This is a genomic window from Bradyrhizobium sp. SZCCHNR1093 (assembly GCF_032381175.1).
Lineage (GTDB): Bacteria > Pseudomonadota > Alphaproteobacteria > Rhizobiales > Xanthobacteraceae > Bradyrhizobium.
This window is the reverse complement of sequence record NZ_JAUHJJ010000002.1, coordinates 44889-59123: the sequence shown is the minus strand read 5'-3', so window position 1 is coordinate 59123 and position 14235 is coordinate 44889. Positions and strand designations below refer to the sequence as shown.

Annotated in this window: 13 protein-coding genes; 6 read left to right on the top strand and 7 right to left on the bottom strand. The window is 65.8% G+C overall.

Going from position 1 to position 14235, the window contains the following annotated elements; genetic code table 11:
* Positions 1-104: 104 nt before the first annotated feature.
* Positions 105-734 carry an invasion associated locus B family protein gene (locus QX070_RS05885; RefSeq protein ID WP_315735869.1) on the top strand — a complete coding sequence of 210 codons (630 nt, stop codon included), beginning with the start codon at positions 105-107 and terminating at the stop codon, positions 732-734.
* 86 nt (positions 735-820) lie between these two features.
* Here the strand turns inward: QX070_RS05885 and QX070_RS05880 are convergent, their stop codons facing one another.
* Positions 821-1321: a GNAT family N-acetyltransferase gene (locus QX070_RS05880; RefSeq protein ID WP_315735867.1), complete on the bottom strand. Its 501-nt coding sequence runs from the start codon at positions 1319-1321 to the stop codon at positions 821-823.
* An 84-nt stretch (positions 1322-1405) separates the two neighbouring features.
* Between QX070_RS05880 and tldD the strand changes: the two genes are divergently transcribed.
* From tldD to QX070_RS05860, 4 genes are all read left to right on the top strand, one after another.
* Positions 1406-2830, top strand: a complete 1425-nt coding sequence (tldD, locus tag QX070_RS05875; protein ID WP_315735865.1) for a metalloprotease TldD — start codon at positions 1406-1408, stop codon at positions 2828-2830.
* Entirely contained in the window at positions 2827-3618 is a 792-nt protein-coding gene (gene lepB / locus QX070_RS05870; RefSeq protein ID WP_315735863.1) for a signal peptidase I, read from the top strand. Before tldD ends, lepB begins: the two co-directional genes overlap by 4 nt.
* A 13-nt stretch (positions 3619-3631) precedes the next feature.
* The gene (locus tag QX070_RS05865; RefSeq protein ID WP_315735861.1) at positions 3632-3970 is read left to right on the top strand and encodes an MmcQ/YjbR family DNA-binding protein; all 339 of its coding nucleotides are present in this window, start codon (positions 3632-3634) and stop codon (positions 3968-3970) included.
* 76 nt (positions 3971-4046) lie between these two features.
* Positions 4047-4616, top strand: a complete 570-nt coding sequence (locus QX070_RS05860) for a nucleotidyltransferase family protein (protein ID WP_315735859.1) — start codon at positions 4047-4049, stop codon at positions 4614-4616.
* Positions 4617-4712: 96 nt separating this feature from the next.
* Here the strand turns inward: QX070_RS05860 and QX070_RS05855 are convergent, their stop codons facing one another.
* From QX070_RS05855 to QX070_RS05845, 3 genes are all read right to left on the bottom strand, one after another.
* Entirely contained in the window at positions 4713-5375 is a 663-nt protein-coding gene (locus QX070_RS05855; protein WP_315737005.1) for a PAN domain-containing protein, read from the bottom strand.
* A gap of 250 nt (positions 5376-5625) precedes the next feature.
* A complete protein-coding gene (locus tag QX070_RS05850; protein ID WP_315735857.1) occupies positions 5626-6996 on the bottom strand; it encodes a glutamate--cysteine ligase in 1371 nt (456 codons plus the stop codon).
* A 96-nt stretch (positions 6997-7092) separates the two neighbouring features.
* Positions 7093-7581 carry a helix-turn-helix domain-containing protein gene (locus tag QX070_RS05845; RefSeq protein ID WP_315735855.1) on the bottom strand — a complete coding sequence of 163 codons (489 nt, stop codon included), beginning with the start codon at positions 7579-7581 and terminating at the stop codon, positions 7093-7095.
* A 148-nt stretch (positions 7582-7729) separates the two neighbouring features.
* Between QX070_RS05845 and gstA the strand changes: the two genes are divergently transcribed.
* Entirely contained in the window at positions 7730-8344 is a 615-nt protein-coding gene (gene gstA, locus QX070_RS05840; RefSeq protein ID WP_315735852.1) for a glutathione transferase GstA, read from the top strand.
* 327 nt (positions 8345-8671) lie between these two features.
* Here gstA and QX070_RS05835 read toward each other — a convergent pair whose 3' ends face one another.
* From QX070_RS05835 to QX070_RS05825, 3 genes are all read right to left on the bottom strand, one after another.
* Positions 8672-10885, bottom strand: a complete 2214-nt coding sequence (locus tag QX070_RS05835) for a 3-hydroxyacyl-CoA dehydrogenase NAD-binding domain-containing protein (protein ID WP_315735850.1) — start codon at positions 10883-10885, stop codon at positions 8672-8674.
* A 153-nt stretch (positions 10886-11038) separates the two neighbouring features.
* On the bottom strand, positions 11039-12247 hold the full coding sequence (locus QX070_RS05830; RefSeq protein WP_315735847.1) for an acetyl-CoA C-acetyltransferase: 1209 nt from the start codon (positions 12245-12247) through the stop codon (positions 11039-11041).
* Between the two features lie 87 nt (positions 12248-12334).
* The gene (locus QX070_RS05825) at positions 12335-14125 is read right to left on the bottom strand and encodes an acyl-CoA dehydrogenase C-terminal domain-containing protein (protein WP_315735845.1); all 1791 of its coding nucleotides are present in this window, start codon (positions 14123-14125) and stop codon (positions 12335-12337) included.
* Positions 14126-14235: the final 110 nt, after the last annotated feature.

Below are 14235 nucleotides of genomic sequence, written 5' to 3'. Positions count from 1 at the left end.
ATATTTGGTATCGTTTCGTGCCGTACGCCGGTGACGCTGTCCTCAAGACGCCATCATTGCCGTATCATGGCGTCGGACGCGCAGATCACCCACAGGAAATTGTCATGGCACCGACCCGGATCAGGGTTTCAACGGACAGGACAGCTGACATGCCGACCCCAGCTGCGAATGACTCGCGCCGTTTGTACCGATTCAGCGCGGTGCGTGCGCGACTCACGCATGTCGCCGCAATGACCTCCGCCGCAGCAACGGCGATCGCGCTGATGGCCGCGACGGTGGTCGGCGTGCCGCACGCGGCGTTGGCACAGGGCGCGGTGCGCTCGGTGCATGGCGACTGGCAGATCCGCTGCGACACGCCGCCGGGCGCGCAGAGCGAGCAGTGCGCGCTGATCCAGAGCGTCGTGGCCGAGGACCGCTCCAATGCCGGCCTCACCGTGATCATGCTGAAGACCGCCGACCAGAAGAGCCGGCTGATGCGGGTGGTGGCGCCGCTCGGCGTGCTGCTGCCCTCCGGCCTCGGCCTGAAGCTCGACAACCAGGACGTCGGCCGCGCCGGCTTCGTGCGCTGCCTGCCCAATGGCTGCGTCGCCGAGGTGGTGCTGGAGGACAAGCTGCTCGGCCAGCTCAAGACGGCCAAGACCGCGACCTTCATCATCTTCGAGACGCCGGAGGAAGGGATCGGCTTCCCGCTGAGCCTCAACGGACTGGCCGAAGGCTTCGACAAGCTGCCCTGACGTTGGCCACGATTGACAGGCCCCTCCCGCGCACGATGCCGTGATCGAGCCGTGAGTTCGCGCGTCTGAATGCGCGCGCCGCGGCCTCAGCGCGGGCCGTCGAGCGCCAGCGCCATCACCAGCAGGGTCTTGTCGAACCCGTCATCGCCAGGCTCCCGCGGCTGCACCGCCTTGAGCAGGAATCCGGCCTTCTGGTACAGCCGGATAGCGTTGGTGTTGCTGCGGTAGACCGTGAGCTCGACACGCGAGAAGCCGGCCGCCCGCGCGGCCTCGAGCGCCGCCGCCATCAGTCGCCTGCCGAGGCCCTGGTGCCGGAACTGCGGCATTAGGCCCATGCCGAGCACCCCGATCCGGGCATCGATTGGCCCCGATTTGGGCGTCACATCGCACCAGCCGACCACCTCCCCGGCCGAGAGAGCGACGAATTGCGGATATCCCTCGTGGATGTTGTTCAGAATGAAGGCGCGCGTGGACTCCAGCGGCGGCGCCTGCACGAACGACAAATAGCGCCGCTCGCGCGCGACATGATCGAGCGTGCGGTGGAAGCTCTCGATGTGAGCGGACGTGATGGGAACGATCTCAACCATGTCAGTTCGGTAATCATCCAGCCCCTCGCGCCCCGGCGTCAAAACAACTATCTTGGAATGAACGCTCCGACAACGGATTGAAACATGACTGCTCCCACCACTTCCCTGCTCGAGCGCGCCAATCTGGATCGCGATGCGGTCCGGAGCGAGGTCGCGCGCGGCCTGGCCGGTGCCGATGACGGCGAATTGTTCTTCGAATACAGCCAGACCGAGGCGCTGACCTTCGACAATGGCCGGCTGAAGCAGGCGACCTACGACACCAGTCAGGGCTTCGGCCTGCGCGCGGTGAAGGACGACGCGGTCGGCTATGCCCATTCCTCCGACGTGTCGCTGCCGGCTCTGATGCGCGCCGCCGATGCGGTGAGCGCGGTCAGGGGCGGCTATTCCGGCACGTTCGCGAGCGCACCGCCGCACACCAACGTCCGGCTCTATGGCGACGACAATCCGCTGGACGCCCCGGGCTTCGAAACCAAGGTCAAGCTGCTCGGCGAGATCGACGCGTATCTGCGCGACAAGGATCCGCGCGTGCGCCAGGTGACGGTGAGCCTGGGCGCGACCTGGCAGGTCGTGGAGATCCTGCGGCCCGACGGCGAGAGCTATCGCGACATCCGCCCGCTGGTGCGCGTGAACATCTCCGTCGTCGCCGGCCAGGGTGATCGCCAGGAGAGCGGCGGCAAGGGCTATGGCGGCCGCGAGGCCTATGCGCGCTTCATCGAGACCAAGGCGTGGCGCGAGGCCGCCGACGGCGCGCTGCGCGAGGCGCTGGTCAACCTGGAGTCTGTCCCCGCCCCCGCCGGCGAGATGGACGTCGTGTTAGGGGCCGGCTGGCCCGGCGTGATGCTGCACGAGGCCGTCGGCCACGGCCTCGAGGGCGACTTCAACCGCAAGAAGACCTCGGCCTTTGCCGGACTGCTGGGCAAGCCGGTCGCCGCCAAGGGCGTCACCGTGGTCGACGACGGCACCATGGCCTCGCGCCGCGGCTCGCTGTCGATCGACGACGAGGGCACGCCGACCAGCCGTACCTTGCTGATCGAGGACGGCATTCTCGTCGGCTACATGCAGGACCGCCAGAACGCGCGGCTGATGAACATGGCGCCGACCGGCAACGGCCGCCGCCAGGGCTACGCACATGTGCCGATGCCGCGCATGACCAACACCTACATGCTGGCCGGCGAGCACGACCCGGCCGAAATCATCGCATCCGTCAAGAACGGCATCTATGCCGTCAATTTCGGCGGCGGCCAGGTCGACATCACCTCGGGCAAATACGTCTTCCAGTGCACCGAGGCCTACAGGATCGAGAACGGCAAGGTCGGTGCGCCGGTGAAGGGCGCGATGCTGATCGGCAACGGCCCGACGGATTTGAACCGCATCAGCATGATCGGCAACGATCTGTCGCTCGATACCGGCATCGGCACCTGCGGCAAGAACGGCCAGGGCGTGCCGGTCGGCGTCGGTCAGCCGACGCTTCGCATGGATCGCATCACCGTTGGAGGCACGGGCCGATGAGCCTCGACAAGATGTCCACGAGCAAGATCGGAACCAAGGCCGTGCGTAAGGAAACCACTTGGGGCGGTCAGCTTGCGCAACTCGCCGCCGTGGTGATGGTGGTGTTCGTCGCCAAGGGCGCGATCGCCGAGCCGTTCTACGTGCCGTCCGGCTCGATGGAGCCGACCCTGATGATCGGCGACGCCCTGCTGGCGTCGAAATTCCCCTATGGCTACGGCACCTCGTCGCTGCCGATGCAGATCACGCTGCCGGAGACGGGACGCCTGTTCGGCGAGACGCCGAAGCGCGGCGACGTCGTCGTGTTCCGCTGGCCGGGCGACAACTCGCAGGCCTGGGTCAAGCGCGTCGTCGGCCTGCCCGGCGACCGCATCCAGATGCGCCAGGGCCAGCTCTACATCAACGGCCAGGCAGCCGCGCTGAAGCCGGACGGCATCGGCGATGCCGAGGACGACACCGGCCGCAACGAGCCGGCCTATCGTTACGTCGAGACGCTGCCGAACGGCGTGTCGCATTTGATCTTCAAGATGCGCGACAACGGCCGGCTCGACAACACCCCGGAGGTGACCGTTCCGCCCGGCAAGCTGTTCGTGCTCGGCGATAACCGCGACAACTCCGCCGACAGCCGCGTTGCCTTGCGCGACGGCGGCGTTGGCCTGCTGCCGATCGACAACCTCGTGGGCCGCGCCGATGCGGTGGTCGGCTCCTGGGACCTCGGCTTCAAGAACCAGCCGGTCTGGGCCTGGCTGTCGGGCTTCCGGCTGGATCGCTTCTTCACCGCGGTGCGCTGAGCGGACCGCGGCCGTGACCTTCGACGATGTCAGGGCGCTTGCGCTGACATGGCCGGAGGTCGAGGACGGCACGTCCTACGGGACGCCCGCGCTGAAGGTGCGCAAGAAGATGCTGGCGCGGCTGAAGGAGGACGGGGACAGCCTCGTCCTTCCGGGCGTGCCGCCGGACGAACGCGCGATGCTGGTCGAGACGCGCCCAAGGCTGTTCTATTTCACCGATCACTACCGCGACTATCCGATCGTGTTGCTGCGCCTGTCGAAGGCGAAGCGCGCCGACGCAGAGCCGCTGTTGCGCCGGCAGTGGCGGGCCCTGGCGTCAAGGAGAGCCGTAGCCGTGTTCGATCGCGGCTGAAACGGGCTGCACGCCGTTCTCCATCTCGTGTATTGAACGTGCCGACGGCACCCATGTTCTGATGCCTTCGACCATCATGACCAAAGACGATTTCATCGCAGCCGCGCTGCGCAACCCCGTCAACACCGCGATCATGCGCGTGCTGCGTGAAACGGCCGTGCCCGATGCCTGGGTCGTCGCCGGCTGCCTGACTCAGAGCGTCTGGAACGTGCGGACCGGCCGTCCGATCGATCACGGCATCAACGACTACGACATCTTCTATTTCGATCCGGATACGTCGTGGGATGCTGAGGACGCCGTCATCCGGCGCATCACATCCTGCCTCCATGACATCGAAGCCAAGGTGGAGGTGCGCAACCAGGCCCGCGTCCATCTCTGGTATCCCGCCAAGCACGGTCGTCCCTACTCCGCCGTGTCGCGATCAACCGATGGAATCGACCGGTTTCTCACCGTCAACACGCAGGTCGGGCTCCGCCCCGTCGCCGATGGATATGAGCTCTATGCGCCCAAGGGCCTCGGTGACATCGCGCAGATGATCGTGCGGCCGAACCACACGGCCAATTTCTCGGCGACGAACTACATCGCCAAGGCGGAACGTTGGAAGGCACTGTGGCCTGAGATCACCGTGATCGTCGCGGAAGACTAACATTGTTGGACCAACACGTGAAACGACAGGGACGCAGGCATCTTCGTTTGCCGTCCCATAGCCGGCCCGCAAAATAGCGGCCCTCGTCGCCCCGCGCTATCGCACCACGCCTGACGTGAACCCCGCGCGGCGCCGCGGCGGCTTGATCTCCTTCTTCAGGAAGCAATGCGCCTCCTTGCCGGCATAGCCGGGCCGCGAGAAGGTCCAGGCCCGGCATTTGTTGTCGCCGGTGCAGGCGGCCTTGCAGATCTCCTCGGCGTCGGCGGCCTTCTCTTCCTTCTTGTCCGCCGCCTTGTCACCGCTGCTCTTGTCGCCCTTGTCGGCGGCCTTCTCGGCCTTGTCGCCGCCCTTCAGATCGGTGGTCTTGATGTCGAAGCTGCGGTAGTCGCCGCCGGGACGGTCGATCGACGTCTCGACCGCATCGTTGCGGATCTCGACGACGCCCGCGCCACGCACGCCGGAAACGCAGCAATTGTCCGGCACGCGCGCCGGCACGCTGTTCTTGAGCCAGCACACCGCACCCGCTTCCATCACGGTCGGATAGTTGAAGCTCCAGGCGCGGCACCGCCGGTCGTGCTCGCACAGCAGCGCGCAATCGGCCGGGTCGCCGGAGGTGATCGGCGCGCTCATGTAGTCGCCGCCGGGACGATCGGAATAGGTCTGGGCTGAAGCCGGCGTCAGGCACGCAGCCGCGAACAGGCACGCCAGTGCCCTCAGCCATGCCCCGATGAAGCGCCCCACGCGCCGCCGCTGAACCATCCGACCCATTGTTAATGTTCGAGTTTTCTTGCGAGTTTTTAGGCAGTCATTTGATCGCCACGAACCTGTATGGCGGATGAACGGCTCGGACCGGTGGGAGCAGCGGAAGGCAACGCAGCGGCGCCCAGGCGCTGAATCGAACCTGGGACACAAATCGCAACAAAAAACAGCGGACCCAAGCCGCCAGCCGCCTCAACGTGGAGCAGGCGGCGCAGCGAACCTGCGACGGTCGCAGGCTCAGCCGTTCCGATCAGAACGCATATTCGTCGTAGGCCGGCTCGACCGAGCCGCCCCACGGGCCGTCGAACTTCTCCAGCATCTCCTCGGCAGGCGAGCGGCCGCAATCGATGATCTGATCGAGCGGCTCGAGATAACGGCTCTCGTCGCGGCCGAGATGGTCGATGCGACCGCGCCGGCGCAGGCCGAGATGCGCCAGGGTCAGGCATTCCTTGGCGATCTCGAACACGTAGCGATTGCGGATACGCGCCTTGAAGCCGAGGCGCGGCACGTCGTCGCGCAGGTTCTGGCGCTCGAACGCGGTCCAGGTCTTGACCAGGTCCCAGGCCGCGTCGAGGCTGACGTCATCGTAGAGCAGGCCGACCCAGAACGCCGGCAGCGCCGGCAGCCGGCCCCACGGCACACCGTCGGCACCGCGCATTTCCAGATAGCGCTTCAGGCGCACCTCCGGGAAGATCGTCGAGAGGTGATTGGCCCAATCCGACAGCGTCGGACGCTCGCCCGGCATCGCCGGGTTCTTGCCTTCGAAGAAGTCGCGGAACGAGGTGCCGGAGACGTCGATATAGGCCTCCTCGCGTTTCACGAAATACATGGGAACATCGAGCGCGTAGTCGACCCAGCGCTCGAAGCCCATGCCATCCTCGAACGCCCACGGGATCATGCCCGAGCGCTGATTGTCAGTGTCGCGCCAGATCTCGGAGCGGAACGACAGGAAGCCGTTCGGCTTGCCTTCGGTGAATGGCGAATTGGCGAACAGCGCGGTCGCGATCGGCTGCAGCGCCACCGAGACCCTGAGCTTCTTGACCATGTCGGCTTCGGAGGAGAAGTCGAGATTGGTCTGCACGGTGCAGGTCCGGTACATCATGTCGAGGCCGTAACGGCCGACCTTCGGCATGTAGCTGGTCATGATCTTGTAGCGGCCCTTGGGCATCACCGGAATTTCGGCGCGCGACCAGGACGGCGTCATGCCCAAGCCGAGAAAGCCGATGCCGAGCGGAGTTGCGATCTCGCGTACCTGCGCCAGATGCGCCATCAGTTCCGCATGCGTCTGGTGCACGGTCTCGACCGGCGCGCCCGACAGCTCGAACTGGCCGCCCGGCTCCAGCGAGATGGCGCCGCCACCGGTGACATCATAGAGCCCGATGATGTTGCCGCGCTCCATGATCGGCTCCCAGCCGAGCAGGAGCTTCATGCCTTCGAGCAGCGCGCCGATGCCGCGCGCACCCTCGTAAGGGACCGGGCGGTGACCGTCGAGCGTGAACGGCGTCTTCTCGTGCTCGGTCCCGATGCGGAAGGCGGACGGCGGCTTCACGCCGGCCGCGAGCCACGCCACCAGTTCGTCGCGCGACTGCAGCGGGGTCATATCGATCTGGTCACGCGCCATGGGAGTCTCGGTTCAGAAGCGCTTCGAGGGTCGCGCGTGGTGACAGGAAGGGCCGCGGACCCCAGGGGGCCGCGGATGTGAATGGGAACGGATGCTTCATCGGGTCGCCGCGCCCTCTCCAGCCGCCAACGGAGCGGCCTGACCACAGGAGCAGCCAAGCCGATCCAGCAGCATGCAAAGCTTGGCGGCGTCGGTATCCGACAGCTTGGAGCCGACATGCTTCTCGATCGCGGCGGAATAGGCCGACCACATCCGCTTCTGCAGTTCGCGTCCGGCCTCGGTGATCTCGACGAACTGGCCGCGCTTGTCCATCTTGCATTCGCGCCGGACGACCAGACCTTCTTCGACCAGCCGGTCGATCAGCCGGGAAGTGGAATATTGCGGGATCAGCATCTGCCGCTCGAGCTCGACCGGGCGCAGCTCGCCCGCGGGGGCCCGGGACAGCTCCAGCAGCGCATCATACCAGGCGAGCGGCGGAAAACCGGCCTTCTTCAGCTCCTGCTCGACGCAGTCCAGCACCCGGCTCTGGACCCGCATCAGGCGGATCCAGGCGGCGGTCGCCTCGGTCGATGGTTTGCGTTTCATGGGCCGGCTCGTATCCTTCAGGTCCTCGTTCTAGCGCATTCGATGCACCTGCATCAATCTTGACTATTCCATGCAAGTGCATGTAAGGGCGGGTGTGACGCCGCGATCGGTTCCAACCACGACGATGGTCTCACGGAGGGAATACCCAATGAAGCTTTATTATTCACCCGGCGCCTGCTCGCTCTCGCCCCACATCGCCCTGCTCGAGGCCGGCCTGCCCTACGATCTCGTCAAGGTCGATCTGCGCGCCAAGACCCTGGAAAATGGCGACGATTACCTCAAGGTCAATCCGAAGGGCCAGGTGCCGGCGCTCGGGTTGCCGAGCGGCGAGATCGTGACCGAAGGCCCGGTCATCGTCCAGATGATCGCCGACCGGGCGGCGACCAAGAACCTCGCCCCGGCGCGCGACAGCGGCGAGCGCTACAAGCTCTTGGAGTGGCTGAACTTCATCACCTCGGAGCTGCACAAGAATTTCAGCCCGATGTTCTCGCCGGTGCTCGCCGACGACGCCAAGGCGTTCTTCAAGGACCGCGTGATGGGCAAGTTCAAATATATCGACGGCCAGCTTGCCGGCCACGACTATCTGATGGGCCAGCAGTTCACGGTCGCCGACGGCTATCTGTTCACCATCCTGACCTGGGCGGACCGGATGAAGTTCGACCTGTCGGCGATGCCGAATCTGGTGGCCTACAAGAACCGCGTCGCCGCGCGGCCGAAGGTGCAGGAGGCGCTGACGAAGGAAGGGCTGATGAAGGCGGGGTGAGGGTTTGCTTCTTACGAAGCGATTGCGACGCCACGAAGCCGGTGAGCTCCCCTCCCCCTTGCGGGGAGGGGTCGGGGGTGGGGGTCCACACGATGACTCCCGCTGAGTCCACCGACCTGCGTGCTCCATCGCGACCGCGAGAACGCAGGACGGACGCTATCCCCTCTGCAGACTACGCTCGTGATAAAAAGGCCGGCGCAGCGAGGGATGTCTCCAGGACTGTGAGACCTTTTCCTGAGACCCCCACCCCCGACCCCTCCCCGCAAGGGGGAGGGGAGCGCACCGTCGATGCGGTGCTATCGAGACTCATCAGGCAGCCCGCAATCGTCAAGCCGCCGCCTTCTTCGGCGGAAAGCGGCCGTAGAAGGTTTCGCCCTTGGCGGCCATCTCTTCCAGCAGCTTCGGCGGGGCGAAGCGCGAGCCGTACTTCTCTGTGAACTTGTGGCACAGCTCGACGAACTTCTTCGTGCCCATGAAGTCGATGTAGGACAGCGTGCCGCCGGTGAACGGCGCGAAGCCGAAACCGAGGATCGAGCCGACATCGGCCTCGCGCACGTCGGTGATGACGTGGTCCTCGACGGTGCGCGCAGCCTCCACCGCCTGCACCACCAGGAAGCGCTGCTTCAGCTCCTCGACGTCGAGCGTGTCGGGATCGAGATGCTTGGGCTGGAGCTTGGCGAGATCCGGCCACAGGCTCTTCTGACCCTTGCCCTTCTCGGGATAGTCGTAAAAGCCCTTGGCGTTCTTGCGGCCGAAGCGACCCTGCTTCTCGACCAGCTCGACCATCAGCTTCTTGTGGTCCTGGTTGATCGCGTTGGGCCCGAGATCGTGCTCGGTCGCCTTCATGATCTTGAGGCCGAGATCGAGCGCGACCTCGTCCGACAGCGACAGCGGGCCAACCGGCATGCCGGCCATCTTGGCCGCGTTCTCGATCATCGCCGGCGGCACGCCTTCGAGGAACATCTCGTTGCCCTCGGCGATGTAGCGCATCACGCAGCGGTTGGCGAAGAAGCCGCGGGAGTCGTTGACCACGATGGGCGTCTTGCCGATGGTGCGGACATAGTCGAGCGCGGTCGCCAGCGCGACGTCGCCGGTGGCCTTGCCCATGATGATCTCGACCAGCATCATCTTCTCGACCGGCGAGAAGAAGTGGATGCCGATGAAGCGGCCCTGGTCCTTGAACTCCTCGGCCAGCGAGGTGATCGGCAAGGTCGAGGTGTTGGAGGCGAAGATCGCGCCGTCCTTCAGATGCTGCTGCGCCTTGGCGTAGGTCTCGGCCTTGACCTTGCGGTCCTCGAACACGGCCTCGATGACCAGGTCGCAATCCTTCAGCGCGGCGTAGTCGGCGGTCGCGGTGATGCGGCCCATGATCGCCTCCGCCTCGCCCGGCTTGGCGCGGCCCTTCTTGACCAGACCATCGACCACGCTCTGGGCATGCGCCTTGCCCTTGTCGGCGCTCTCCTGGTCGCGGTCGATCAGCACGACCTCGAGGCCACCGCGCGCCGAGACGTAGCCGACGGATGCGCCCATGAAGCCGGCGCCGATCACGGCGATCTTCTTCAGCTTGCTTGGCGGCACGTCGGCCGGACGACGCGCGCCCTTGTTCAACTCCTGCATCGACAGGAACAGGCTGCGGATCATCGCTGCGGCTTCCTTGGAGCGCAGGATGTGGGCGAAGTAGCGCGACTCGACGCGCAGCGCGGCGTCGATCGGCAACTGCAGGCCCTCATAGACGCAGCTCATGATCGCGCGCGCGGCCGGATAGTTGTCGTAGGTCTCGCGGCGGTAGATGGCGTTGCCGGCCGGGAACATCATCATGCCGTTCTTCGAGAACACCGGGCCGCCCGGCAGCTTGAAGCCCTTCTCGTCCCACGGCTGAACGGCCTTGCCGCCGCCCTTGATCCAGTCCTTGGCGGCCTTGATGAGGTCAGCCGCCGGAACGATGGCGTCGACCAGCTTCAAGGCCTTGGCCTTGTCGAGCGTCAGCGCCTCGCCCTTCAACAGCAGGTTCATCGCGTCCTGCGGCTGCACGATGCGCGGCACGCGCTGGGTGCCGCCGGCGCCGGGGAACAGGCCGACCTTGATCTCGGGCAGGCCGAGACGGGTCTTCGGGTTCTCGGCCGCGACGCGGTGATGGCAGGCCAAGGTCAGCTCGAAGCCGCCGCCGAGCGCGAGGCCGTTGATCGCGGCGACCCACGGTTTGCCCGACGTTTCCATAGCCCGGTAGATCTGCGAGAAGCGCCGGCTGTTGTCGAACAGCATCTGGTTGGCGGCTTCCTCGCCCTTGCCCTTCAGCACCTCGGCATAGGAGCGGTTCATGCCCTCGAGCATGGACAGGTCGGCGCCGGCGCAGAACGCCTCCTTGGCCGAGGTGATGACGACGCCCTTGATGGCGGCGTCAGCAGTGGTCTCCTTGACGATGGTCTCGAGTTCGATCGCCGAGGTCTCGTCCAGCACGTTCATCGAACGTCCCGGGATGTCCCAGGTGATCAGCGCAATGCCGTCGGCATCGGTTTCGAGCTTGAAGTTCTTGAAGGCCATGTGGTGCTCCCTCGTGCCTGCAGCCGGTCGGCGCGGCAAAAAATCCTGCGATCGTAGGGTGGGCAAAGGCGCCCTTGCGCCGTGCCCACCGACGGTGTCGATGAAGACGATGGTGGGCACGCTTCGCTTTGCCCACCCTACGTTAGGGGTTCGTCACACCCGCTCGATGATGGTCGCGGTGCCCATGCCGCCGCCGATGCACAGCGTGACCAGCGCGGTGGCCTTACCGGTGCGCTCGAGCTCGTCGAGCACGGTGCCCAGGATCATCGCGCCGGTGGCGCCGAGCGGATGGCCGAGCGCGATCGCGCCGCCATTGACGTTGATCCTGTCCTTGTCGATCTCGAACGCCTGCATGTAGCGCAGCACGACCGAGGCGAACGCCTCGTTGAGCTCGAACAGGTCGATGTCCGAGGTCTTCATGCCGGAGCGCTCGAACAGCTTCTCGGTGACGTCGACCGGGCCGGTCAGCATCATCGCCGGCTCGGATCCAATATTGGCGAAGGCGCGGATTTTCGCGCGCGGCTTCATGCCATACTTCGCCCCGGCCTCCTTGGTGCCGAGCAGCACCGCGCCGGCGCCGTCGACGATGCCCGAGGAGTTGCCGGCGTGATGCACGTAGTTGACGCGCTCGATCTCCGGATGCGACTGGATCGCCACCGCATCGAAGCCGCCCATCTGCGCCATGGCCGCGAATGACGGCTGCAGCTGCGCCAGCGACTGCATCGTCGTCGACGGTCGCATGTGCTCGTCCTTGGCGAGGATGGTCAGGCCGTTGATGTCCTTGACCGGAACGACAGACTTGTCGAAGCGGCCTTCCTCCCAGGACTTCGCCGCGCGCTGCTGGCTCTGCACCGCGTAGGCGTCGACGTCGTCGCGCGAGAAGCCGTACTTCGTCGCGATCAGATCGGCGGAGACACCCTGCGGCATGAAGTAGGCCGGCACCGCCATCGACGGGTCCATCGGCCAGGCGCCGCCGGAGGCGCCGATGCCGACGCGGCTCATCGACTCCGCGCCGCCGCCGATGACCAGCTCATGCTGGCCGCTCATGATCTGCGCGGCGGCGAAATTCACGGCGTCGAGGCCGGAGGCGCAGAAGCGGCTGATCTGAATGCCCGGGACGGCGTCGCCGAGACCCGCATTCAGCGCGGCGAAACGCGCGATGTCCGAGCCGGCCTCGCCGACCGGATCGACCACGCCGAGCACGACGTCATCGACCGCGTCCTCGGGAATGTTGTTGCGGTCCTTGAGCGCCTTCAAAGGCACCGTGGCGAGCGCGAGCGCGGTCACCTCATGCAGGCTGCCATCGGATTTGCCGCGGCCGCGGGGGGTACGCACGTGGTCGTAGATAAAGGCCTCAGGCATCACGCCCTCCTCATCTGATCGGATTCGTTGTCGTTGGTGTTCGACGGTAGCCGGCGCGCGAGCGGCGCACCGGCTACCGCCGCAGCATCAGAAGGCTTCCGCCGGCAGCTCCATCACGGTCGCGCAGCCGGTCTGCAGGCGCGCGAGATGGGCCGCCGTCTCGGGCAGCACGCGCTCCATGAAGAAGCGGCCCGTGACCAGCTTCGTGGTCAGATAGGTCGAGCTGTCGCCGGCCGCAATCTTGTCCTGCGCGACCTTGGCCATCTTCGCCCACATGTAGCCGAAGGTGACCAGCGCGAAGAGATGCATGTAGTCCGTCGCGGCGGCGCCGGCATTGTCCGGCTTGGTCATCGCGTTCTGCATCAGCCAGGTCGTGGCCTGCTGCAGATGGCCGAGCGCGGTCGACAACGGAGCGACGAACGGCTTCATCGCATCATTGCCGCCCTGCTCCTTGGCGAAGGAGCCGACCTCGGCGAAGAACGCCATCACGGCGCGGCCGCCGTCGCGCGGCAGCTTGCGGCCGACGAGGTCGAGCGCCTGGATGCCGTTGGCGCCCTCGTAGATCATCGCGATGCGGGCATCGCGCACGAACTGCTCCATGCCGTGCTCGGCGATGTAGCCGTGGCCGCCATACATCTGCTGCGCCTGCACCGCGTTGGCGAAGCCCATGTCGGTCATGTAGCCCTTCATGACCGGGGTCATCAGGCCCATGTGGTCGTCGGCGGCCTGGCGGTCCTTCGGGTCCTGCGAGCGGTGCGCGACGTCGCTCTTCAGCGAGGTCCAGACGACCATGGCGCGCGCGGCCTCGTTGAAGGCGCGGATCGACAGCAGGGTGCGGCGCACGTCGGGATGCACGATGATCGGATCGGCCGCCTTGTCGGGCGCCTTGGGCCCAGTCAGCGAGCGGCCCTGGATGCGCTCGCGCGCATAGGCGACCGCGTTCTGATAGGCGACCTCGGACTGCGCGAGCCCCTGCACGGCGACGCCGAGCCGGGCCTCGTTCATCATCACGAACATGCCCTGCATGCCCTTGTTCTCTTCGCCGATCAGCCAGCCGGTGGCGTTGTCGTAGTTCATCACACAGGTCGAGTTCCCATGGATGCCCATCTTGTGCTCGATCGAGCCGCAGGTGACGCCGTTGCGCGCGCCCACCGTGCCGTCCGGATTGACCATGAATTTCGGCACCACGAACAGCGACACGCCCTTGATGCCGGCCGGTGCACCTTCGATGCGGGCAAGCACGAGGTGGATGATGTTGTCCGCGAGGTCATGCTCGCCGGCCGAGATGAAGATCTTGGTGCCGGAAATCTTGAAGCTGCCGTCGGGCTGACGCACCGCCTTGGTGCGCAAGAGACCGAGATCGGTGCCGCAATGCGGCTCGGTGAGGTTCATGGTGCCGGTCCACTCGCCGGCCACCATCTTCGGCACGTAGGTCTTCTTCTGCTCCTCGTTGCCATGCACGATCAGCGCGGCGGTGGCGCCCATGGTGAGGCCGCCATACATCGAGAACGCCATGTTGGCAGAGCACTGGAATTCGTTGACGGTCTGGCTCAAGGTCACCGGCAGGCCCTGCCCGCCATATTCGGTCGGCGCCGACAGGCCGAGCCAGCCGCCCTCGACGATCTGCTTGTAGGCCTCCTTGAAGCCCTTCGGCGTGGTCACGCTGCCGTCGTCATGGCGCTTGCAGCCTTCGAGATCGCCCACGCGATTCAGGGGGTGCAGCACCTCTTCGGCGAGCTTGGCGGCCTCGCCGAGGATCGCCTCGCGGACATCGGCCGAGGCATCGGAGAAGCCCGGCAGATTGTCGTAGCGGTCGATCTGGAACACGTCGTTGAGCAGGAAGGTGACATCTTCCACGGGGGCTTTGTAGATCGGCATCGGCGTCTCCGGCAGGAAGGCTGAAGTTTCAGACTGAAATTGTGAGGACGCGGCAGGCAATGCTGGCCGCGGACTGTAGCGACTTCTAAGAGCTTGCGGCAGCCATTCGT

What these genes read in the sequence shown, in the direction of transcription:
- QX070_RS05885 (WP_315735869.1), top strand. Translation starts at nt 105, where the DNA reads ATGGCACCGACCCGGATCAGGGTTTCAACGGACAGGACAGCTGACATG.
- QX070_RS05880 (WP_315735867.1), bottom strand. Translation starts at nt 1,321, where the DNA reads ATGGTTGAGATCGTTCCCATCACGTCCGCTCACATCGAGAGCTTCCAC.
- tldD (WP_315735865.1), top strand. Translation starts at nt 1,406, where the DNA reads ATGACTGCTCCCACCACTTCCCTGCTCGAGCGCGCCAATCTGGATCGC.
- lepB (WP_315735863.1), top strand. Translation starts at nt 2,827, where the DNA reads ATGAGCCTCGACAAGATGTCCACGAGCAAGATCGGAACCAAGGCCGTG.
- QX070_RS05860 (WP_315735859.1), top strand. Translation starts at nt 4,047, where the DNA reads ATGACCAAAGACGATTTCATCGCAGCCGCGCTGCGCAACCCCGTCAAC.
- QX070_RS05855 (WP_315737005.1), bottom strand. Translation starts at nt 5,375, where the DNA reads ATGGTTCAGCGGCGGCGCGTGGGGCGCTTCATCGGGGCATGGCTGAGG.
- QX070_RS05850 (WP_315735857.1), bottom strand. Translation starts at nt 6,996, where the DNA reads ATGGCGCGTGACCAGATCGATATGACCCCGCTGCAGTCGCGCGACGAA.
- QX070_RS05845 (WP_315735855.1), bottom strand. Translation starts at nt 7,581, where the DNA reads ATGAAACGCAAACCATCGACCGAGGCGACCGCCGCCTGGATCCGCCTG.
- gstA (WP_315735852.1), top strand. Translation starts at nt 7,730, where the DNA reads ATGAAGCTTTATTATTCACCCGGCGCCTGCTCGCTCTCGCCCCACATC.
- QX070_RS05835 (WP_315735850.1), bottom strand. Translation starts at nt 10,885, where the DNA reads ATGGCCTTCAAGAACTTCAAGCTCGAAACCGATGCCGACGGCATTGCG.
- QX070_RS05830 (WP_315735847.1), bottom strand. Translation starts at nt 12,247, where the DNA reads ATGCCTGAGGCCTTTATCTACGACCACGTGCGTACCCCCCGCGGCCGC.
- QX070_RS05825 (WP_315735845.1), bottom strand. Translation starts at nt 14,125, where the DNA reads ATGCCGATCTACAAAGCCCCCGTGGAAGATGTCACCTTCCTGCTCAAC.